This is a genomic window from Variovorax sp. AC103 (assembly GCF_979254005.1).
In genome coordinates, this window is the sequence record NZ_CEEDFC010000018.1 from 1 (window position 1) to 20,896 (window position 20,896).

Annotated in this window: 21 protein-coding genes; 4 read left to right on the forward strand and 17 right to left on the reverse strand. The window is 68.9% G+C overall.

Annotation, left to right across the window (positions count from 1 at the left end):
• Positions 1–2 precede the first annotated feature (2 nt).
• Positions 3–1,643, forward strand: a complete 1,641-nt coding sequence (locus AC0IYU_RS23610) for a methyl-accepting chemotaxis protein (protein ID WP_472121695.1) — start codon at positions 3–5, stop codon at positions 1,641–1,643.
• A gap of 34 nt (positions 1,644–1,677) precedes the next feature.
• Here AC0IYU_RS23610 and AC0IYU_RS23615 read toward each other — a convergent pair whose 3' ends face one another.
• Genes AC0IYU_RS23615 through AC0IYU_RS23665 form a run of 11 tightly spaced genes read right to left on the reverse strand, consistent with a single transcriptional unit; the run spans position 1,678 to position 13,214 of the window.
• A complete protein-coding gene (locus tag AC0IYU_RS23615) occupies positions 1,678–1,995 on the reverse strand; it encodes a hypothetical protein (protein ID WP_472121697.1) in 318 nt (105 codons plus the stop codon).
• A 43-nt stretch (positions 1,996–2,038) separates the two neighbouring features.
• Positions 2,039–2,740 (reverse strand): EthD domain-containing protein, encoded by a 702-nt coding sequence (locus AC0IYU_RS23620; protein ID WP_472121700.1) that lies wholly within the window; start codon positions 2,738–2,740, stop codon positions 2,039–2,041.
• Positions 2,737–3,918 carry an NADH:flavin oxidoreductase/NADH oxidase gene (locus AC0IYU_RS23625; protein ID WP_472121703.1) on the reverse strand — a complete coding sequence of 394 codons (1,182 nt, stop codon included), beginning with the start codon at positions 3,916–3,918 and terminating at the stop codon, positions 2,737–2,739. Before AC0IYU_RS23625 ends, AC0IYU_RS23620 begins: the two co-directional genes overlap by 4 nt.
• Before the next feature lie 11 nt (positions 3,919–3,929).
• Positions 3,930–4,847 (reverse strand): DMT family transporter, encoded by a 918-nt coding sequence (locus AC0IYU_RS23630; RefSeq protein ID WP_472121706.1) that lies wholly within the window; start codon positions 4,845–4,847, stop codon positions 3,930–3,932.
• Position 4,848: 1 nt separating this feature from the next.
• Entirely contained in the window at positions 4,849–5,826 is a 978-nt protein-coding gene (locus AC0IYU_RS23635) for an MBL fold metallo-hydrolase (protein ID WP_435436889.1), read from the reverse strand.
• 39 nt (positions 5,827–5,865) lie between these two features.
• Positions 5,866–6,576 (reverse strand): ABC transporter ATP-binding protein, encoded by a 711-nt coding sequence (locus AC0IYU_RS23640; RefSeq protein WP_435436888.1) that lies wholly within the window; start codon positions 6,574–6,576, stop codon positions 5,866–5,868.
• Positions 6,577–6,595: 19 nt separating this feature from the next.
• Positions 6,596–8,401 carry a branched-chain amino acid ABC transporter ATP-binding protein/permease gene (locus AC0IYU_RS23645; protein ID WP_472122027.1) on the reverse strand — a complete coding sequence of 602 codons (1,806 nt, stop codon included), beginning with the start codon at positions 8,399–8,401 and terminating at the stop codon, positions 6,596–6,598.
• 14 nt (positions 8,402–8,415) lie between these two features.
• Positions 8,416–9,339 (reverse strand): branched-chain amino acid ABC transporter permease, encoded by a 924-nt coding sequence (locus AC0IYU_RS23650; RefSeq protein ID WP_435436886.1) that lies wholly within the window; start codon positions 9,337–9,339, stop codon positions 8,416–8,418.
• A gap of 36 nt (positions 9,340–9,375) precedes the next feature.
• Complete coding sequence (locus AC0IYU_RS23655; protein ID WP_472121709.1) at positions 9,376–10,575, reverse strand: ABC transporter substrate-binding protein; 1,200 nt, start codon at positions 10,573–10,575, stop codon at positions 9,376–9,378.
• Between the two features lie 56 nt (positions 10,576–10,631).
• Positions 10,632–11,408 (reverse strand): SDR family NAD(P)-dependent oxidoreductase, encoded by a 777-nt coding sequence (locus AC0IYU_RS23660; protein WP_472121711.1) that lies wholly within the window; start codon positions 11,406–11,408, stop codon positions 10,632–10,634.
• A gap of 39 nt (positions 11,409–11,447) precedes the next feature.
• Positions 11,448–13,214: an FAD-dependent oxidoreductase gene (locus tag AC0IYU_RS23665; protein WP_472121714.1), complete on the reverse strand. Its 1,767-nt coding sequence runs from the start codon at positions 13,212–13,214 to the stop codon at positions 11,448–11,450.
• A gap of 184 nt (positions 13,215–13,398) precedes the next feature.
• On the opposite strand from AC0IYU_RS23665, the gene AC0IYU_RS23670 reads away from it, so the two are divergent.
• Both AC0IYU_RS23670 and AC0IYU_RS23675 read left to right on the forward strand, forming a co-directional pair.
• A complete protein-coding gene (locus tag AC0IYU_RS23670) occupies positions 13,399–14,196 on the forward strand; it encodes an IclR family transcriptional regulator (RefSeq protein ID WP_435437281.1) in 798 nt (265 codons plus the stop codon).
• A gap of 37 nt (positions 14,197–14,233) precedes the next feature.
• Complete coding sequence (locus tag AC0IYU_RS23675) at positions 14,234–14,383, forward strand: hypothetical protein (RefSeq protein WP_435484948.1); 150 nt, start codon at positions 14,234–14,236, stop codon at positions 14,381–14,383.
• Between the two features lie 101 nt (positions 14,384–14,484).
• Here AC0IYU_RS23675 and AC0IYU_RS23680 read toward each other — a convergent pair whose 3' ends face one another.
• The 6 genes from AC0IYU_RS23680 to AC0IYU_RS23705 all read right to left on the reverse strand — a co-directional run bounded on the left by AC0IYU_RS23680 (position 14,485) and on the right by AC0IYU_RS23705 (position 19,360).
• The gene (locus AC0IYU_RS23680) at positions 14,485–15,231 is read right to left on the reverse strand and encodes a lysophospholipid acyltransferase family protein (RefSeq protein WP_472121717.1); all 747 of its coding nucleotides are present in this window, start codon (positions 15,229–15,231) and stop codon (positions 14,485–14,487) included.
• 40 nt (positions 15,232–15,271) lie between these two features.
• Entirely contained in the window at positions 15,272–16,555 is a 1,284-nt protein-coding gene (locus AC0IYU_RS23685) for a dihydroorotase (protein WP_472121720.1), read from the reverse strand.
• Positions 16,556–16,694: 139 nt separating this feature from the next.
• Positions 16,695–17,657 carry an aspartate carbamoyltransferase catalytic subunit gene (locus AC0IYU_RS23690; RefSeq protein WP_435436880.1) on the reverse strand — a complete coding sequence of 321 codons (963 nt, stop codon included), beginning with the start codon at positions 17,655–17,657 and terminating at the stop codon, positions 16,695–16,697.
• Positions 17,657–18,160 (reverse strand): bifunctional pyr operon transcriptional regulator/uracil phosphoribosyltransferase PyrR, encoded by a 504-nt coding sequence (gene pyrR / locus AC0IYU_RS23695; protein ID WP_472121723.1) that lies wholly within the window; start codon positions 18,158–18,160, stop codon positions 17,657–17,659. Before pyrR ends, AC0IYU_RS23690 begins: the two co-directional genes overlap by 1 nt.
• 136 nt (positions 18,161–18,296) lie before the next feature.
• Entirely contained in the window at positions 18,297–18,749 is a 453-nt protein-coding gene (gene ruvX, locus AC0IYU_RS23700; RefSeq protein ID WP_472122030.1) for a Holliday junction resolvase RuvX, read from the reverse strand.
• 11 nt (positions 18,750–18,760) lie between these two features.
• Entirely contained in the window at positions 18,761–19,360 is a 600-nt protein-coding gene (locus AC0IYU_RS23705) for a YqgE/AlgH family protein (RefSeq protein ID WP_472121726.1), read from the reverse strand.
• Here AC0IYU_RS23705 and AC0IYU_RS23710 point away from each other — a divergent pair, their 5' ends adjacent.
• Positions 19,361–20,860 (forward strand): cryptochrome/photolyase family protein, encoded by a 1,500-nt coding sequence (locus tag AC0IYU_RS23710; RefSeq protein ID WP_472121729.1) that lies wholly within the window; start codon positions 19,361–19,363, stop codon positions 20,858–20,860. It abuts the gene before it with no gap.
• Positions 20,861–20,896 lie beyond the last annotated feature (36 nt).

The following is a 20,896-nucleotide window of genomic DNA, read 5'->3' on the forward strand; positions in this document are numbered from 1 at the left end:
AGATGTGTATAAGAGACAGCAACACGCTCGGCCGCCGCCTGCTGGCCACCTTCGGCGTCGTGCTGCTGCTGACCCTGGCGGGTTCGGGCATCGGCATCTGGTCGCTCGCCAAGGTGGACGAGGCCACGCGCGTCGCCATCCAGGAGCACGGCGTGTCCGAGCGGCTGGTGGTCGACGCCTACCGCCTGCAGGCCATCAACGCCGAGCGCTACAAGGCCATGGCGCTGAGCTCCGAGCCCGAGGTGGGCGAGATTCTCTCGGCGGACATCCAGGCCACCGCGGCCCGGTACGACGACCTGCTCGGGCAGGTGCGCCAGCGCCTGCACGACGACGCCGACCGCGCATTGCTCGCGCAGGCCGACGCCGCCGCCAAGGACTTCGCGGCCGCCGTCAAGGAGCTGGTGGCCGCGCGCGACTCGGGCCTGACCGAGCGCATCCGCACTGTGTACGCGCAACGCTTCCAGCCCAGCTCGGCCGCGCTGCTGGCCGCTGTGTCCAGGCTCGCGCAATCGCAGCGCGAGGCCATCGACGCGGCCGGCGTGCGCATCGCCGAGCTGAGCGCCTCCGCCCGGCTGGCGCTGGTGCTGTTCAGTGCCGCCGCCCTGCTGCTGGGCGCGGTGCTGGCGCAATGGCTGGTGCGCAGCATCAGCCGGCCCATTCGCGCCGCCAACGAAACCGCCGAGCGCGTGGCCGGCCTCGACCTGCGCCAAAACATCGAAGGCCACACGCGCGACGAAGCCGGCCAGATGCTGCTGGCGCTGGGCGCCATGCAGGGCGCGTTGCGCGAACTGGTGCTGCGGGTGCGGGAGTCGGTGCAGAACGTGCGCACGGCCGCCGGCGAAATGGCGCAGGGCAACGCCGACCTGTCGGCGCGCACCGAAGATGCCGCGTCCAGCCTGCAGCAGACGGCGGCGGCGCTCGAGCAGGTGATGCGCAACGTGCGGCATTCGAGCGAGGCCGCGAACCAGGCCGAACAGCTGGCCGGCGCCGCGGCCGCGGTGGCGGCCCAGGGCGGCGAGGTGGTGTCGCAGGTGGTGAGCACCATGCAGGACATCCATCGCGCGTCGCACAAGGTGGCGGACATCACCAGCGTGATCGACGGCATCGCGTTCCAGACGAACATCCTGGCGCTCAATGCCGCGGTCGAAGCCGCGCGCGCGGGCGACGCAGGGCGCGGCTTCGCGGTGGTGGCGTCGGAAGTGCGGATGCTGGCCACGCGCTCGGCAGCGGCGGCGCGCGAGATCAAGGGCCTGATCGACTCCTCGGTGCAGCGCATCGAGGCCGGCACGGTGCTGGCCGACAGCGCGGGCCGGACCATGGGCCGCATCGTGGCCTCGATCGGCCAGGTCGCGGGCACGGTCAGCGCCATCACGGCGGCCACGCAGTCGCAGATGCAGGACATCGGGCAGATCAACACCGCCGTCACCCGCCTGGACCAGATGACGCAGCAGAACTCGGCCATGGTCGAGGAGTCGGCCGCCGCATCGGAGGGCCTGCGCGACCAGGCGCGCAACCTGGACACGCTCATCAGCCAGTTCGTGCTGCCCGACGATGCGCCCGTGCAGGCCGAATGGGTGCAGGCACGGCCGGACGCACCGGCCCGCGCGGTGCCCCTGCGGAAAGACCGCTTGCTGCCGGCCTGACGGGCCCCTGCGCGGACCTGCCCAGGGGTTCGCCTCAGCGAATCAGGTCCATGGACGCACGCTGCGGCGACACCTTGGTGGCGGTGGCGGTCATCAGCTGGCCGTTCGATTCTTTCCAGCACATCACGCCCAGCGTGCCCGAGCCCAGCCGGCCCGGCTGCTGGATGGACACGGCCTTCCATCCCCTGCAGGCACCGCCCACCGTGCTCGGCCGGTCGAGAAACACGTACTCGGTGCCCGCGTCGACCTGCATGGCGCCGATCACGCCGGGCGGAAACGGCTTGCGCGTCTGGCCCGATGCCGACCACGCGGCGGTGGCCATGACGATGCCCAGGAAGAAGATTCGACCCATGTGCGCCTTGGTGTTGTCGAGGCCCGATGGCAGGGGGGTGCCGTTACACCACCGTGTGCTCTTCCACCACGAAGGCCGTGATCTCCGCCAGGAAGCTGAGCGCATGCGCCATGGTCACCTGTCCCGGCGGCGAGGCGAACGCGGCGTCCAGCGTGTCGGTGTTCTCGAACCACAGCTCGACGATGCCGTCGATCGGTAGCTCGGGATAGTCGCAGGGCGTGCCCTTGTCGAACTCGCGCGCGGTCACCACGTTCTGGCGGTAGCCGCTCACGCCGGGCATGCGGCGCACATGGTCGGCGTGCACCTTCCATTCGCGGCGGAAGTCTTCTTCGGTTTGCGCGACCGGGCGGCGCAGCAGCGAGATGCGCTTGAGCAGGCCTTCAGGCTTCGGCGGCAGTGCAATGACTTCGGTCTGCGCGACGCTCACGATGTGCAGGCCGCCCAGGAAATGCGCTTCATCGGCGCGGATGGCCGCAGCCAGCTCGCCGTTGCTGAAAGCGTCGCCGGCCTGGGCTGCCGCATCGAAGCGCAGCTGCGAGAAGCCGTCGAAGTCCCACGGCCCGCGCGCAAAGTCGATGCCGCGCTGCAGGCGGTCGACCACCAGGTTCTGCCGGTAGGCGCGCAGTGTGGGCAGTCGCGCGACCAGCGGGCCGTGGCTGTAGCGCCAGTGGTTGCGAAAGGCTTCGTCGGTCCACCCGGGCTTCTTGCGGATCAAGCCCATGCGCAGGGTCGTCGGTTCGGTCATGCGTCTGTCTCCTTGGGGTGGTGCAGTGCTTCGGCCTCGGCACGCGCACGCGCCAGGCCGGGCGCGCGCTTGGCCAGCCACACGCCGTGGCGCACGGGCCATCGCTCGTAGCCGGGGTCCGCGCCGAGCGCGGCGGCCGCGTGGTGCGGCCAGTAGGGGTCGAACAGCGCCTCGCGGCCCAGCGCGATCAGGTCGGCCTGCCCTGCCGCCAGCACGGCCTCGGCCTGCTGCGCATCGACGATCATCCCGACCGCCTGCGTGGGCACCTGCGCCTCGCGCCGGATGCACTCCGAGAACGGCACCTGGAAGCCCAGCCCGCGCGGCACGGGCAAGGCGCGCGTCTCTTCGGTGAGGCCGCCCGACGAACAGTCGATGACGTCGACGCCGCAGCGCTTGAGCTCGCGCGCGAGCACCACCGAGTCGTCGAGGTTCCAGCCGTCGAGCGTGCCGTCGACCGCCGACAGCCGGCAGAACAGCGGCTTGCCCGCGGGCCACGCGGCACGCACGCGCTGCGCGATTTCCAAGGCGAGCCGCATGCGGTTCTCGCGGCTGCCGCCGTGCGCGTCGCCGCGGTGGTTGGCGTTGGGCGACAGGAAGCTGGCGACCAGGTAGCCGTGGCCGAAGTGCAGCTCGACCACGTCGAAGCCCGCCTTGTCCGCGCGCACCGTCGCATCGACGAAGTGCCGTACGACCGACTCGATGCCCTCGGCGTCGAGGGCGCGCGGCGCCGACCAGCCGGGGCCGGCCGCCAGCGCGCTCGGGCCCAGGCGCTCCCAGGGCTCTTCGTCGGCGGCCATGCGCGCATCGCCCAAGGCCGCGCCGCCCTCCCACAGCGGCTCGCTGCCGGCCTTGCGCCCCGCGTGCGCGAGCTGCACGCCGATGGCGCTGCCCTGCGCGTGCACGAAATCGACCACGGCTTTCAGCGGCGCGATCTGGCTGTCCTTCCACAGCCCGAGGTCGGCCGTGCCGATGCGCCCGCGCGGATCGACGGCGGTGCTCTCGGTGAGGATGAGCCCCGCGCCGCCCAGCGCGAACTTGCCCAGGTGCACCAGGTGCCACGGCGTGGCGTGGCCGCGCTCGGCGGCGTGCTGGCACATCGGCGAAATGACGACGCGGTTGGCGAGCGTGAGCGCGCGAAGGCTCAGGGGCTGGAACAGCAGGGGAAGGGAGTCGGACATCTTCGAAGGCATCAGGACGAGGGTGTGGGCCGGGTGCCGAGCCAGGTGCCCGTCATCACCGCGGCAAAGCCGAACAGGTGCCACCACGTCAGCGTTTCGCCGAGCAGCAGCGCCGCAAAGCCCACGCCGAACACCGGCACCCAATAAAGAAACACGGCGGTGCGCGCCACGCCGATGACGGAGATGGCGCGGTTCCAGATCAGGTTGCCCGCCGCGGTGGCGGCAATGCCCGAGAACAGCACCAGCGCCCACGGCCACGCACCGGGAAACAACTGCGCGGTGCCCAGCCGCGAAGGCCCGAGCACGGCGTGCACCACGAGCATGAGCGTGCCGATCACGTAGATGAACCAGCTGATCGACAGCGGATCGACTTGCCGCGCCAGGCGCTGCACGCCGACGCCGCCGACCGCGAAGCTCGCGACGGACAACGCCAGCATCAGGTCGCCGATGCCGGCGCTCGACAGGCCCGCGCCGGGGTGGCTCAGCACCACCGCGACCACGCCCGCAAAGCCCAGCGCCACGCCCAGCATGCGGCGCGGCGTGAAGCGTTCACCGAACACCAGCGCGGCCATCAGCGCCGACACCAGCGGGCTCAGCGCCATGATGAGCGCGCCGTTGGTGGCGGTGGAGCGCTGCAGCCCCTGCGCAAACAGGATCTGGTTGGCATACACCATCAGGAACGCGCAACCCGCGAGCGCCGCGAACTGCCGCGCGCCGAGCGCGGGCAGGCCGCCGCGCCGCCACAGCACGATGGCGCTGAGCGCCAGCCAGGCCACGGCCATGCGCAGCGCGGCGAGCGTCAGCGGTTCGAAGGACGCGGTGAGCGCCTTCACGGCCGACACGTTCACGCCCCACAGCACCATCGCCAGCAGCATCCAGCCCTGCACCGCGGCGGGCGTGGCGCCCGATGAAGGCGAGCGCCGGTTCACCTCAGCTTTCGAGGGCGTTCCACATCTCGATGTCGCGCTCCGCCGTCCAGATGCGCGGGTCCACATGGCCGGTGGCCTCGTCGTAGGCACGGGTCACGTCGAAGGGCATGCAGTGGTCGAAGATGACCCAATGGCCGTAGGTGGGGCGCAGCGCGGCCACGGTTTCCTTGTAGATGACGTTCAGCGTCTTGCCCGCGGCCACGCCGTTGTTGACCAGCGTGTACACGTCGGAGATGAAGGCGCGCGTGGAAGCGATGGCCTTGCGCACGTCGCTCGCGTTCTCCAGCGCGGCGCCGCGGCCGGGCACCAGCTTCTCGAAGCCGAAGCCCGCGAGGCGGTCCAGCGTGGTGGGCCAGTCGCGGAAGTAGCAGTCGCCCGCGTAGGCCGTGCTCTGGTATTCGACGAGGTCGCCCGCGAAGCAGATCTTCTGGTCTTCGAGGTAGGCGATGGTGTCGCCCTTGGTGTGGCCGCGGCCCACCTGCGCGATCTTCACTTCCAGCTTCTTGCCCAGCCACACGCTCATGGTGCCGTCGAAGGTCATGGTGGGCCAGGTGAGGCCGGCGGGCACCGACTCGACGTTGCGGAACAGGCGAGGGAAGCGGCCGATTTCGCTGGCCTTGTCCTGCTCGCCGCGCTCCACGATCAGGTCGTAGGTGTCGCGGCTGGCAATGATCTGCTCGGCACCTTCCTTGAAGTACGCCGACGCGCCCAGCACGCGCACCGCGTGGTAGTGGCTCAGCAGCACGTACTTGATGGGCAGCGGCGTGACTTCGCGGATGCGGCGGATCACGTCCTGCGCCATGGCGGGCGTGGCCTGCGTGTCGACCACCATCACGGCCTCGTCGCCGATGAAGATGCCGGTGTTGGGGTCGCCCTCTGCCGTGTAGGCGTAGGCGTTTTCGGAAAGGCGGGTGAAGGAGACCTTCTTTTCTTCCAGGTCGGCCTGGCTGGCGAATTTCTTGGTGACGGGTGCGGTCATGGGTGTGTTCCTTTTGACGTTGAGCGGTAGGCGATGGAATCAGTGCGTGCCGAGGTACGCGGACTTCACCTTGGGGTTGTCGAGCAGCTCGCGGCCCGAGCCTTCGAGCGTGATGCGGCCGGTTTCGAGCACATAGGCGCGGTCGGCCACGCCCAGCGCCTGCTTGGCCATCTGCTCCACCAGCAGGATGGTGAGGCCCGAGCTGCGCAGCTGGCGGATGGCGTCGAAGATGTCCTTGATGATGAGCGGCGCCAGGCCCAGCGAGGGTTCGTCCAGCAGCAGCAGGCGCGGCTCGCTCATGAGCGCGCGGGCAATGGCCAGCATCTGCTGCTCGCCGCCCGACAAGGTGCCCGAGGGCTGGTGCTGGCGCTCCTTCAGGCGCGGAAAGCGCGCGAACTCGCGCTCGATGGCACGGTCCACGAAGGCCTTGTCGCTGCGGCGCGAGTAGGCGCCGAGCATGAGGTTCTCGCGCACCGTCTGGTCGGGGAACACGCCGCGGCCTTCGGGCGACAGCGCCACGCCCAGCCCCACGCGCTGGTGCGCGGGCACGCGGGTGCAGTCGTTGCCGTCGATCAGCACGCGGCCTTCGGCCACGCTCTCCAGGCCGACGATGCTCTTGAGCAGCGTGCTCTTGCCGGCGCCGTTGGCGCCGATGATGGTGACGACCTCGCCCGCGCGCACTTCCAGGCTCACGCCCTTGACGGCCTCGATGGCGCCGTAGGAGACCTTCACCGATTCGATTTTCAACATGATGGTTTCGGTCCTTCGCTCAGGCGGGCACGGGCTGCGGCGCCTGTGGGGAATGCCCCTGCGCTTCTTCGTCGTCGTCGACGCCCAGGTAGGCCTCGACCACGCGCGGGTTGGACTGCACCTCGGCGGGCTTGCCCTCGGCGATCTTGATGCCGTAGTCGAGCACGATGACGTGGTCCGATATCGACATCACCAGGTCCATGTGGTGCTCCACCATCAGGATCGACACGCCGCACTTGCCCACGCGCAGCAGCAGCGCGCCCAGCTCGGCGGTCTCCTGCGGGTTCAGGCCGGCGGCCGGTTCGTCGAGCAGCAGCAACTGCGGCTCGGTGGCCAGCGCACGCGCCAGCTCCACGCGGCGCTGCAGGCCGTAGGGCAGGCTGCCCGCGGGCCAGTGCGCCAGGTGGCCCAGGTCGACCAGGTCGAGCAGCTGCAGCGCGCGCTCGCGCGTGGCGCGCTCCTGCCTGCCCGCCGTCGGCCATGCGACCAGCGACGAGAGAAAGCCGTTGCTCATGCGGCTGTGCCGGCCCAGCATCACGTTGTCGAGCACCGACAGCTCGGCGAACAGGCGCAGGTTCTGGAAGGTGCGGCCCATGCCCATGCAGCAGATGGTGTGCGCGGGGCGTCCCGCGATGTCCTGGCCCAGGAAGCGGATGGAGCCCGCGTCGGGCGCGATCACGCCGGTGAGCATGTTGATCATGGTGCTCTTGCCCGCGCCGTTGGGCCCGATGAGCGCGTGGATGTGGCCGCGCTGCAGGCGGAACGACACGTCCTGCGCGGGCTTCACGCCGCCGTACGACTTGGTCACGCCCTGCACCACCAGCAGCTCGCCTTCGCCGCCGGGGCCGATCTGCCCGGGCACGCCGTTGGTGCCCGCGCCCTCGCCGCGGTGGCGCGACTTCATGAACCACTTGTTGAACAGGCCCACCACGCCGCCCGGCATGACGTACAGCGCGAACAGCAGCAGGAAGCCGTACAGGAAATGCTGCGCCGACGGCCAGCGCGCCAGCAGCGCGTCGGTCAGCGTGAGCAGCACCGCGCCCACCAGCGGGCCGTACATGGAGCCCGCGCCGCCGAACAGCACCAGCAGCAGGATGAAGATCGACAGGTGGAAGGTGATGAAGTCGGAGTTGATGTACTGGTTTTGCTGTGCCACGAGCGCACCCGCAATGCCGCAGGTGACGGCCGCGACCACGAAGGCCATGACCTTGGCGCGGTACACGCGCACGCCCACCGACGACGACGCGATCTCGTCCGCCTGCAGCGACAGCAGCGCACGCCCGAATCGTCCGCCCAGCAGGTTGCGCAGCAGCAGGTGCAGGGCCGCGCACAGCACGATGCCAAGGATGACCCACTGCGTGGTGTCCAGCGGCGCGCCCTTCCAGGTGAGCGGGCGAATGCCGTAGATGCCCTGCGCGCCGCCGAACACGTCGGTCCATTCGCCCACGAGCTTTTCCACCACGATGCCGAAGGCCAGCGTGACCATGGCGAGGTACGGACCCTTCACGCGCAGCGAAGGCAGCGCGATGAGCACGCCGCACACGCCGGAGATCACGGCGGCCAGCGCGAGCGCGAGCCACGGGTTCATGTCGGTGCGCGAAGTCAGCAGCGCCACGCCGTAAGCGCCCGCGGCGAAAAGGCCCGCCTGGCCGAGCGATTTCTGCCCCGCATAGCCGACCAGCACGTTCATGCCGGCGGCGCACAGGTAGTAGACGCACATCATGAAGGCGATGCGCAGGTAGTAGTCGTTGCCGAGCAGCGAGGCGGCACCGCACAGGGCGGCGGCCACCAGCACCACGCCGGCGGGGTGGGCGAAGCGGGACATTGCAGTGGTGCCGCTCATACCTTCTCCACCGTCGAGCGGCCGAACAGGCCCGTGGGACGGAAGGCCAGCACCAGGATGACCAGCGCGAACACCGCCACCTCGCGCCACTGCGCCTGCCAGAGGTTGACCATCGACTCCAGCACGCCGAGCAGGAAGCCGCCGATGACGCAGCCGCGCGGATTGCTCAGCCCCCCGATCATTGCGCCCGAGAAGCCCTTGAGCCCCACGGTCAGCCCCATGAAGAGCGAGGCCTGCGCGATGGGCGCCAGCAGAAAGCCCGACAGCCCCGCCAGCGCCGAGCTGACGACGAAGGCGCCGATCATCATGGCGTTGGTGTTGATGCCCATGAGGCTGGCGACGTTGCCGTTCTGCGCGACCGCGCGCATGGCCTTGCCGACCATGGTGCGGTTCATGACGCGGTCGAATCCGAACATCACGACCACGGCCACGCCCAGCGTGAGCAGCTCCTGCGGGCGCACGCCCACGCCGAACATGCGGATCACGGCGTCGCCCACGGGCGCGGGCACCACCACGGGCTTGGGCCCCCAGATGGCCAGGCCCACGCTTTGCAGGATGACGCCGAAGCCCAGGGTGCTCATGACCCAGGCCATGCCGGGGCGGCCCGCGAAGGGGCGCACGCCCAGCACATAGAGCAGCCAGCCCAGAAAGCCCATCACGCCCAGTGCCGCCACCAGCGCGAACAGCTGTGCGCCCGCGCCGGGCACGGCGTCGCCGAAGGTGGTGGAGTCGAAGGGCTTGCCCAGCACCAGGAACAGTGCGCTCATGCCGATGAACGCGCCGGCCGAGACGAACTCGCCGTGCGAAAAGTTCAGCGTCTTGGTCGTCGTGAACGTGATGCTGAAACCGAGCGCCACCAGCGCATAGGCACCGCCGACGGCGAGCCCGCTGATGAGCGCCTGCAGGAGCGCTACAACCATGGTCTTTGTCTCTTCTAGCGTCTTCTTGGCCGGGGCTTACTGCTTGAAGTCGGCGGCGTTGAGGCCGCCGATCAGCGCGTCGGTGTAGGGCAGCAGCTTGCCGTCCTTCCAGCGGATCCACACCAGGTCCTTGGCGGTCAGGGCTTCGTGGTTGGTCTTGCTGAAGGGCTTGTCGTAGGTCTTGAGCACGCCTTGCACGGGCGTCTTCAGGTCTTCGAGCGCAAGGCGCACGGCCGAGCCTTCGGTGCTGTTGGCCTGCTTCATCGCCTGCGCGAGCAGCTGCATCGAGTCATAGCCGTGCAGCGCGAACGAGAACGAGCCCGGGGCCTTCAGCTTGCTGCCGATGCGGTCGAACAGCTTCTGCTGCGCGGGCGTGCGGGTTTCGCTCACGGTGCGCATGAAGATCGGCTTCTCGGCCAGCGCCTTGCCGGCCGCGTCGTAGAAGGTGATGTTGTCTGCCGCCCAGGAGGTGAGGGTGAGCGGGAAGTAGTTGATCTTCTCCATGCTGCGCACCAGCTGCGCGATGGGCGTGCCCTGGGCCCACACCACCACGGTGTCGACGTTGGCGGCCTTCATCTTGCTGAGCTGCGAGGTCATGTCGGTGTCGCCGACGCCGAAGCGCTCGGTGGCCGCGATCCTGATGTCCTGCAGCTTGGCGATTTCCTCCATGTCCTTCAGGCCGCCCTGGCCGTAGCCGGTGGTCTCGGCCATGAGGCCGACCACCTTGGAGCCGGCGCTGTTCTTCTTCACGTAGGCCATGAGCGCGGCGACCTGCTCGCGGTCGACCATGGACACGCGGAACATGTAGTTGTCGGCGCCCGGGCTCATGGGCTTGGTGATGTCGGTGCCCGAGCCCACGTTGCCCAGCACGGGAATCTTCTTCTGGTTGGCGATGTGCTTCCACGCCATGGCGTTGCCCGAGTTGGTGGGGCCGAACACCGCCACCACCTTCTCGTTGTCGATCAGGTCGCTCATGTTCTGGATCGACTTGGGCGGGGCCGACACGTCGTCGCGCGTGACCAGCGCCAGCTTCTTGCCGAGCACGCCGCCGGCGGCGTTGATGTCGGCGATGGCCGCTTCCATGCCCAGCACCGCGGCTTGGCCGCTCTGCGCCGAGGGCGAGGCGGACAGGTCGCCGTTGTAGCCGACCTTGATGTCCTGCGCCGCGGCACCGGCGGTGAAGGCGGCGAATGCAGCGGCTGCGAGCAGGGTCTTGTACAGACGGATGGTTTTCATTTTTTGTCTCCTGAGGTTGACGGACGAGGAAGCGGAAGCGAAAGAAAGGGCGGCGCTCAGACGGCGAGGAAGCCGCCGTCCACCGGCAGCACGATGCCGGTGACGTAGCGCGACATGTCGCTGGCCAGGAAGATCACCGGCCCCACGAGGTCTTCGGTCTGGCCGACGCGGCCCATGGGAATGCGCGTCATGAACGATTCGAGGCGGGCCGGGTTTTCGCGCGTGGCGGCGGTCATGGGCGTTTCGATGACGCCGGGGGCCAGCGCATTCACGCGCACGCCGGCCGGGGCCAGCTCTTGCGCGAGCGACTGCGTGAGCATCTTGATGGCGCCCTTCGACGGCGCGTAGCCCAGGCTGGCGGCCTGCCCCGCGTAGGCGGCGATGGAGGCGATGTTGACGATCGAACCCTTGGTCTGCTTGAGCACCGGAATGAAGGCCAGCGTGGTGTTGAAGGTGCCGTGCACGTTCACGTCGATGGTCTTCTTCCAGTTGGCCGCGGCGTTCGGGCTGCTGGTGTTCTCGCGAATGATGATGCCGGCGTTGTTCACCAGCAGGTCGACGTTGCCGATCTCCTTGCCTACCCGCTCGGCGAGCGCATGGCAGGCCTCGGGCACGGTGACGTCGAGCACGAACGGCCAGGCCTCGCCGCCTTCGTTGCGCACCAGCTGCGCGGTCTCGCGCACGGTGGCGTCGTTCATGTCGGTGACGACCACGCGGGCGCCGGCCTGCGCCAGGCCCAGCGCGAGCGCGCGGCCGTTGCCCTGCCCGGCACCGGTGATGAAGGCGAGGCGGCCTTCGAGCAGGCGGGGGGCGACGTTTGCGGGAAAGGCCATCGGTGGCTCCTGTATCTGAGGGTTGGGAACGGAAAGGCGTCAGGCCTTGCGGGCGAGCGGCACGGCTTCGCGCTGTTCGACCTGGAGCTGCACGGTGGCCAGGGCCTCGGCCTGCGCGAGCTGCAGGCCCGCCACATAGCCGAAGGTCAACGCCGGGCCGAGCGTGATGCCCGCGCCGGGGTAGTTGCCGCCCATGACGCTGGCCGCGTCGTTGCCCACTGCATAAAGGCCCTTGATGGGCTGGCGGTCGGCGTCGAGCACGCGGGTCTTCTCGTCGGTGACCAGGCCGGCGAAGGTGCCGATGTCGCCGACCACCAGCCTGATGGCGTAGTACGGGCCGTTGTCCAGCGGCGCCACGCAGGGGTTGGGCGTGACGTTGGCATCGCCCTGGTAGCGGTTGTAGGCCTTGCTGCCCTTGCCGAAGAGCGGGTCGTCGCCGGTGGCGGCGGCCTTGTTGAACTCCTGCACGGTGGCTTCGAGCGTGGCGGGGGCAATGCCGATTTCTTGCGCCAGCTCGCCGATGCTCGCGCCGCGCTTCAGGTAGCCGCTCTTCAGGTGGCGCCCGATGGGCAGCGGTGCCGGCGCGACGCAGCCCAGGCCGTAGTTGCGCAGCGCCTTGTGGTCGCACAGCAGCCAGGCCGTGACCTCGGGCTCGCCGTCGCGTTCGCAGGCCTTGACCATCGATTGCACGAAGTCGTGGTACGAGTTGCCTTCGTTAGCAAAGCGCTTGCCCTTGGGCGTGACCGCGATCACGCCGGGCTTGGCGCGGTCGATGAAGTGGGGCATCACGCCCTGGGTGCCGTCGGGCCGCGTGGTGACCGAGGCCGGCACCCACGCGGCGGCGTGCGGAATGGTGCCGTCGACGCGGCCGCCCACGGCCTCGGCCAGGCGCAGGCCGTCGCCGGTGTTGGTGGAAGGCGATGGCGAGTAGTGCTCCTTGCCCGTGGGTGCATGCGGGAACAGCTGCTTGCGGCGCTCCACGTCGAACGGAAAGCCGCCGCAGGCCAGCACCACGCCGCGCCTGGCCACGATGCGCATCGTCTTGCCTTCGTGCTCCACCACCGCGCCCGAGACGCCGTCGTACTCGACCACGAGCTTCTTCACTGGGGAGGAAAGCCACACGGGAATGTCCAGGTCCATGGCGGCCTTGGCCAGCCGGCCGGCCAGCGCGTTGCCGTTGGTCAGCGTCATGCCGCGGCCGTGGCCCAGCACGTCGAGGAAGTGGCGGGTGAGCCGCTTGGTGACGTACCAGAACGAGGTGGGCGACTTGAAGGCCCGCATGAAGTGTTTGATCTCGGGGCCCGAGCCCAACATCATTCCGAACACGGTGAGTTCGGGCAGCGGCGGCGCGAGCTGCTTGACGCGCGCGCCGAGTTCGCGGCCGTCGAACGGGCGCGTGACCATCGAGCGGCCGCCCTGCTGGCCGCCGGGCGCTTCGGCGTGGTAGTCGGGGAACACGGGCGGCATGTCGAACTGCACGCAGGTGTTGCGCGTGAAGAAGTCGATGGCCTTGGGGCCCATGTCGAGGAAGGCGCCGACGCGTGCCGCGTCGAAGTGCGTGGTGGTCTCGTGCTGCATGTAGGCGAGCGCGGCGCCCTCGGGTTCGTGAATGCCCTGCTCCGTGGCCAGGCGCGTGCCCGGAATCCACAGCCAGCCGCCCGAGCGCGCGGTGGTCCCGCCGAAGCGCGGCTCCTTGTCGACCACCAGCACCTTCAACCCCTGCGACGCCGCCGTGATGGCGGTGGACATGCCCGACGCGCCGCTGCCGACCACCAGCACATCGCATTCAAAAGTGTTCTGTTCCATCTGCCTGTCTTGCCTCTGTTGTGTACGTCTTAAGTTGCGGCGGAGTTTAGGCAGCGACATTGATATGGTCAAGTCGTTTAGTTACTATCAGACGATCAGTCATCGTCGATGGACTGTGACAATATCAGTAGAAACCCTGATGGCTATACTCGCCCCCACTCTCATTCCCCACGCCGGGCGCCCCATGGAAAAGCCAAGACGTGGCATTCAGTCGATCGAAATCGGAACCCAGCTCCTGGTCGCCCTCGGGCGGCACGTGGCGCCCATGGCGTTGCGCGACCTGGGCAAGTCGGCGGGCGTTCCGGTCGGCAAGGCGCACCCGTACCTGGTCAGCTTCCTGAAGGTCGGCTTCGTCGTTCAGGACAGCGCCGGGCGCTACGAGCTGGGCCCGCTGGCCCTGCAACTGGGGCTTGCCAAGCTGCAGCGGCTCGACCCGATCAAGGAGGCCTCGCCGCTCATCGAGGCGCTCGCCTCCGAAACCGAACAAAGCATTGCGGTGGCCGTGTGGGGCAACTTCGGCCCGACCGTGGTGCGGCTGGAAGAACCCATCCACCCGCTGCACGTGAACCTGCGCACGGGCACCGTGATGTCCCTGGCCTACACGGCCACGGGGCGCTTGTTCGCGGCGTACCTGCCGCCGAAGGTGGTGGAAAAAATGATGCTCGACGACCTGGCGCGCGCCCGCCCGGCGGACGGGCGCGGCGCCACCACCGAGTTGTCGCGCGCGGAGATCGAGGCGCTGCTGGTCGAAACGCGCCTGCACGGCATGTCGCGCACGCTGGGCCAGCCGATTCCGGGCATCGACGCCTTCTGCGCGCCGGTGTTCGACTCGACCAACAACCTGGTGCTGGGCATCACGGCCATGGGGCCCGAGGCCACGTTCGACCGCGAATGGGAAGGCCGCGTGGCGGCGCCGCTGAAGGCCTGCGCCCTGGAAATCTCGCGCCGCCTGGGCTTCGTGCCCACAGGCGAGCAGGCCTGAGCGCACAGCAATGTAGGCACACGCTCACGCGCGTGTTTTGCTTTATCCCGCACGCGCCCGCCCCGGGCGGGGCGAACCTGAAGGCTCACTACTTCAGGAGACCTCGATCATGAAAAGCATCATTCTTTGGCTGTGCGGCGTACCGTTGATCGTGATCATCGGCCTGAAGATCTTCGGCATCCTCTGACCCTCCCGGTTTTGCTCGAACTGCAATTGCGGTTCCTCCTCACGGCGCTTCGGCGTCGTTCAGCGCCTCTTCGGAGGCGCTTTTTTTTGTCCTGACGAGGGTCAGTGCGTTTCGCGGCGCAGCTGCTGCACGTCTTCATGCAGCGACTGCGCCCACACGCGGCGATCGCGGCCGTGCGAGTCCTGCGGTTCGCCGAAGCGCACGATGGCCAGCAGCGGCGGCGCGCGCAGCGTGTTCCACAGCGAGCCGGCCAGGCTGTCGTCGTCAATGTAGCGCGGGGCCTGGCTGGTCTCGCTGGTGGAGGCATCGGCGAAGCGCAGCGCGGCAGGGAGCACGGGCGCGCCGGACGAAATGGCCGCCTGCAGCAGGTTGGCGTGGAACGGCAGCAGGCCGCGCCCGTCGCTGGTGGTGCCTTCGGGGAACACGCCGATCAGGTCGCCGTTGCGCAGCGCCTCGGTCATGTGGTGCACCACGCGCAGCGCGTCGCGGCGGCGTTCGCGCTCGATGTAGAGCGTGCCCGAGCCGGTGGAGAGCGTGCCGATCAGCGGCCAGCCCTTGACGTCGGACTTCGACACGAAGCGCACATGGCGCGCCGCATGGATGCAGGTGATGTCGAGCCACGACAGGTGGTTGCAGATGAGCAGCACCGGCCCCTCGGGCGGCGGCGTGCCCTGCACCTTGAGCGTGATGCCCATGATCTCGAGCATGCGCTTCGACCATGCCTGCACGCGCGCATTGCGCTCCTGCTGCGGCAGGCCGGGAAAGGTGAAGCGGATGGTCCACCACCCGGCCAGTGCATGCGCCACCGCATGCAACAGGCGCCAGCAGGCTTTCAGTGAATGGACCATGGGGCGTCGTCTGCCTGCGGTTGGGATGGTGAGTGGGTGTCTAGCCGTGCACCACGCGCCCGGCCACCAGCGTGTGGCGCGCGCGGCCCTGCAGCGGGTAGCCGGCGAACGGCGTGTGCTTGCCCTGGCTCTTGAGCGCGTCGGGCTGCACCTGCCATTCGAGCGCGGGGTCGAAGATGCACAGGTCGGCCACGCCGCCTTCGGCCAGCCGGCCGATGCCGGTGCCCGCGTCGGCCGCGGCGAGCAAACGGGCCGGCGCCGAGGTGATGACCTCGATGGCGCGCGCCACGCCGGCGCCGCTGCGCTCGCCCCACTGCAGCGCCAGCGGCAGCAGCAGTTCGAGACCGGTCGCGCCCGGCTCCGCTTCGGCGAACGGCAGGGTCTTGGCGTCGGCTTCGACGGGCGTGTGGTCGGACACCAGCGCGTCGATGGTGCCGTCGGCCAGGCCGGCCGAGAGCGCGTCGCGGTCGCCCTGCTGGCGCAGCGGCGGGTTCAGGCGCGCACGGCTGTCGAAGTAGCCGATGTCGGTGTCCACGAGGTGCAGCGAGTTGATGCTGACGTCGCAGGTGAGCGGCAGGCCCTGCGCCTTGGCCTCGCGCACCAGCGCCACGCCGCGGGCACTGGAAATGCGGCACAGGTGCACGCGCGCGCCGGTGCTCTTCATGAGCTCGACGATGGTGAAGATGGCAATGGTCTCGGCCGAGACCGGCACGCCGCCCAGCCCCAGCCGCGTGGCCAGCGGGCCGCTGGCCGCGACGCCCTTGCCGAGGTCGCGGTCCTGCGGGCGCAGCCACACGGTGTAGCCGAAGGTGCTGGCGTACGACAGCGCGCGCTGCAGCACCTGCGTGTCGGCCAGCGGCACGTCGGCCTGGCTGAAGCCGATGCAGCCGGCCTCGGTGAGCTCGGCCATCTCGGTGAGCACGCCGCCGGCCAGGCTGCGCGTGAGCGCGCCCAGTGGGAACAGGCGCGCGCCCTGCAGCTTCTCGGCGCGGAACTTGAGCATCTCGACCAGGCCGGGCTCGTCGAGCACGGGGTCGGTGTCGGGCGGGCACACGAGGCTGGTGACGCCACCGGCAATGGCCGCGGCCATTTCGCTTTCGAGCATGCCTTCGTGTTCGTAGCCGGGCTCGCGCAGGCGCGCGGCCAGGTCGACCAGGCCGGGAGCGACGATGCAGCCCGTGGCATCGATGGTGCGATCGGCCTTGAAGCCGGCCGGCGTGTTGCCGATGCCGACGATCTTTCCGTCGGCCAGGGCGATGTCGGCCTGCTTGTCGATGCCCGATGCGGGATCGACGACGCGGCCGTTGATGATTTGGATGTTCATGCGTCTGTTCTTCCGGTGGCAGTCAGGGCCTTTTCGGGAAACACCGTGGAACCGGCTTCGCCGGGCCACTGGTGTTGCCCCCGGCAGGGGGTGGGCGAAGCGACACGAAGTGCGCGAAGACTGGGGGCGAGCAACATGTCTATGCTTCGTTGCCCGCCACGATGCTCATCACGGCCATGCGCACCGCGATGCCGAAAGTGACCTGCGGAAGGATCACGCTCTGCTTGCCGTCGACCACGGCGGAGTCGATCTCCACGCCGCGGTTGATGGGGCCCGGGTGCATCACGATGGCGTCGGGCTTGGCCAGTTGCAGCTTCTCCGGCGTGAGGCCGAAGGTCTTGAAGAACTCCTGCGACGACGGCAGCAGCGCGCCGCTCATGCGCTCGTTCTGCAGGCGCAGCATGATGACGACGTCGCAGTCCTTGATGCCCTCTTCGAGCGTGTGGCACACGCGCACGCCCATGCCGGCCATGTCGGTGGGCACCAGCGTCTTGGGGCCGACCACGCGCACTTCGGCGCAGCCCAGCGTGGTGAGGGCATGGATGTCGGAACGCGCCACGCGCGAATGCAGCACGTCGCCGACGATGGCCACCGTGAGGTTCGAGAAGTCCTTCTTGTAGTGGCGGATCGTGTACATGTCGAGCAGCCCCTGCGTGGGGTGCGCGTGGCGGCCGTCGCCGGCGTTCACCACGTGCACGTGGGGTGCCACGTGCTGCGCGATCAGGTAGGGCGCGCCCGACTCGCTGTGGCGCACCACGAACAGGTCGGCGGCCATGGCGCTCAGGTTGGCGATGGTGTCCAGCAGCGACTCGCCCTTGGTGGCCGAAGAGCGCGCGATGTCGAGGTTGATGACGTCGGCGCTCAGGCGCTTGGCCGCGATCTCGAAGGTGGTGCGGGTGCGCGTGCTGTTCTCGAAGAACAGGTTGAACACGCTCTTGCCGCGCAAGAGCGGCACCTTCTTCACCTCGCGGTCGCTCACGCTGGTGAAGTTGGCGGCGGTGTCCAGGATGTGCGTGACGATGTCCTTGGGCAGGCCCTCGATCGACAGCAGGTGGATCAGCTCGCCATGCTTGTTGAGCTGCGGATTTCGCTTGTAGAGCATCAGTTGTTTTCCTCCACCTTGAGGCTGAAGGCGCCGTCTTCGGCGCGGGCAAGGGCGAGCAGTTGCGTCTCGGGCAGCGTGAGCGTCGTGGCGGCAAAGTCCGCGGCCACGGGCAGTTCGCGACCGCCGCGGTCCACCAGCACCGCCAGGCGCACGCAGGCCGGGCGGCCGAAGTCGAACAGCTCGTTGAGCACCGCGCGGATGGTGCGCCCGGTGTAGAGCACGTCGTCGAGCAGCAGCACGTCGGTCCCGTTCACGTCGAAGGGCAGCGCGGTCTGCGCGCTGGCCGAAAGGCCGCGGCGCGCGAAGTCGTCGCGGTGCATGGCCGAGGAGATGACGCCGGGCGCACCGGGCAGGCCCAGGTCCTTCTGCATGCGCTCGACCAGCCAGGCGCCACCGGAGGTGATGCCGACCAGCTTGGTCTCGGGGCGCATCAGCGTCTTCACGCCGGCCAGAAGATCGAGATACAACAACTCCGCGTCGGGCACGACAGGACTCACCATGATTGCTCCAGGACAAGGCAGGGAAAAAGGAAAATTCCGGGAACACCGTGGAACCGGCTTTGCCGGGCCACCGGTGTTGCCCCCGGTGAGGGGGAAGGAGAAGGGACACGAAGTGCGCGAAGCCTGGGGGAGAGCTTCATCCTTGGAGACTCCTCAAAAATTGCTCCAGGATGATGCAGGCCGAAGCGGCATCGGCATCGCGCGCGCCCGATGACAGGGCCTCGGTGGTGCTGTAGCGCTCGTCGACCTCGAACACCTGGAGATTGAAACGCCCGCGCAACTGGCGCGCGAACTTCTGCGCGCGGCGGGTGTTCTCGTGCGGGGCGCCGTCGGGGTGGTAGGGCACGCCGATCACCAGGGCGTCGGGCTGCCATTCCTTGATGCGCGCCTCGACGTGCGCGAAGCGGGCATCGCCCTCGGCCTTGATGGTGGCCTGCGGGGTGGCGGTTTGCAGCAGCCGGTTGCCGCTGGCCACGCCGGTGCGCTTCAGGCCGAAGTCGAAGGCCAGGAAGGACTGGAAATGGGCGGGAACGACGGCGGGGGCGGGAACGGCGGAGGCAACGGGAACGGGATCGGGCACCTCAGGCATGACCACGGCGCTCACGCGTGCCCCGCGTCGGGCGAGAGCTTCCAGGCCTCCAGGCCCAGCAGCAGCAGCGCCCTGTCGTAGCGCTGCTCGACCGGCGTGTCGAAGATCACGGCCGGGTCGGCGCCCACGGTGAGCCAGCTGTTTTCGGCCAGTTCGGACTCCAGCTGGCCCTCGCCCCAGGCGGCGTAGCCCAGCGACACCAGCACCTTGCGCGGGCCGGCGCCGGTGGCCAGGGCCTCCAGCACGTCCTTGGAGGTGGTCATTTCGAGCCCGCCGGGGATGGACATGGTCGAGGCGTAGACCGATTCCTCGGGCTTCTCGGCCTGCGTGAAGACCGGTTCGTGCAGCACGAAGCCGCGCTCGGTCTGCACCGGGCCGCCCTGGAAGACGAGGGCCTCGCCCAGCTCGGGGCGGGACAGGTGCAGCTCGATTTTTTCGAACAGCACCTTGAGGTTGATGTCGCTGGGTTTGTTGATCACCAGGCCGAGCGCGCCGCGCTCGCTGTGTTCGCAGAGGTACACGACGCTGCGGTTGAAAGTTTTGTCTTCCATCCCGGGCATCGCTATCAAAAAGTGATGCGTGAGGTTCATCGGGGCAGAATCGGCAGCCATATGCCTCCGATTTTACTGGCCGTCGACAAGACCTATCCCAAAGGGCTCATGTGGTTCCGCCGCGACCTGCGCGTGGACGACAACGCTGCCCTCTACCGCGCCCTTCGCGCCTGCCGCCAGGTGGTGTGCGTTTTCGTCTTCGACAAGGCGATCCTGGACCTGCTGCCCAGCGCCGACCGGCGCGTCGAGTTCATCCGCGAATCGCTGGTGGCGCTCGAAGCCGAGCTGCGCGCCCTCGGCGGCGGGCTGATCGTGCGGCACGCCACGGCGGCGCACGAAATTCCGGCCCTTGCGCGCGAACTCGACGTGCAGGCCGTGTTCGCCAACCGCGACGACGAGCCCGAGGCGCTGGAGCGCGACGCCAAGGTGTTCGGCGCGCTGGCCAATGCCGGCGTGACCTTTCACACCTACAAGGACGCCACCGTCTTCGACCGCGACGAGGTCATGACCAAGACCGGCCAGCCGTACACGGTGTTCACGCCCTACAAGCGGGCCTGGCTGGCCAAGGTGGATTCCTTCTTCCTCAAGCCGTACCCGGTGCGCAGCCACGCCGACGCGCTGGCGCCCTCGCCCCAGGCCTACGGCGAGCCGGTGCCGACGCTGCGCGAGATCGGCTTCGAGAAGACCAACCTCTCGGCGCTGGAGATTCCCACCGGCACCCAGGGTGCGGGCGCGCTGTTCGAAGACTTTTTCGAGCGCATCGACCGCTACGACGACGCGCGCAACTTTCCGGCGGTGCGCGGGCCCAGCTACATGGGCGTGCACCTGCGCTTCGGCACGGTGTCGATCCGCCAGCTGGCCAGCGTGGCGCACCAGCTCTCGCTGCAGGGCAACGCGGGGGCGGCAACGTGGCTGAGCGAGCTGATCTGGCGCGACTTCTACTTCCAGATCCTGGCGCACTTCCCGCACGTGCACGCGAACGGCGAGTCGAAGAGCTTCCGGCCCGAGTACGACAAGATCCAGTGGCACCACGGCAAGCACGCCGACCAGCTGTTCGAGGCCTGGTGCCAGGGCCGCACCGGCTACCCGCTGGTGGACGCGGCGATGCTGCAGATCAACCAGAGCGGCTACATGCACAACCGACTGCGCATGGTGGTGGCGAGCTTCCTGTGCAAGGACCTGGGGCTGGACTGGCGGCGCGGCGAGGCCTACTTCGCCACGCACCTGAACGACTTCGAGCTGGCCTCCAACAACGGCGGCTGGCAATGGGCCAGCTCCAGCGGCTGCGACGCGCAGCCGTACTTCCGCATCTTCAACCCGGTGACGCAAAGCGAACGCTTCGACCCCGAGGGCAAGTTCATCCGCCGCTACCTGCCACAGCTGGCGGGGCTGTCGAACGCGGCCATCCATTCGCCGTGGACGGCCTCGCCGGTGGAGCTGGCAGCGGCCGGCATCAAGCTGGGCGACACGTACCCGGCCCCGGTGGTGGACCACGCCGAGGCGCGCGAGAAGACGCTGCAGCGCTACGGGGTGGCACGGGCCAAAGCCGTGCAGAAGTAGCGCGCCGCAATCGCAGCAGCAATGACAAAGGGGCCT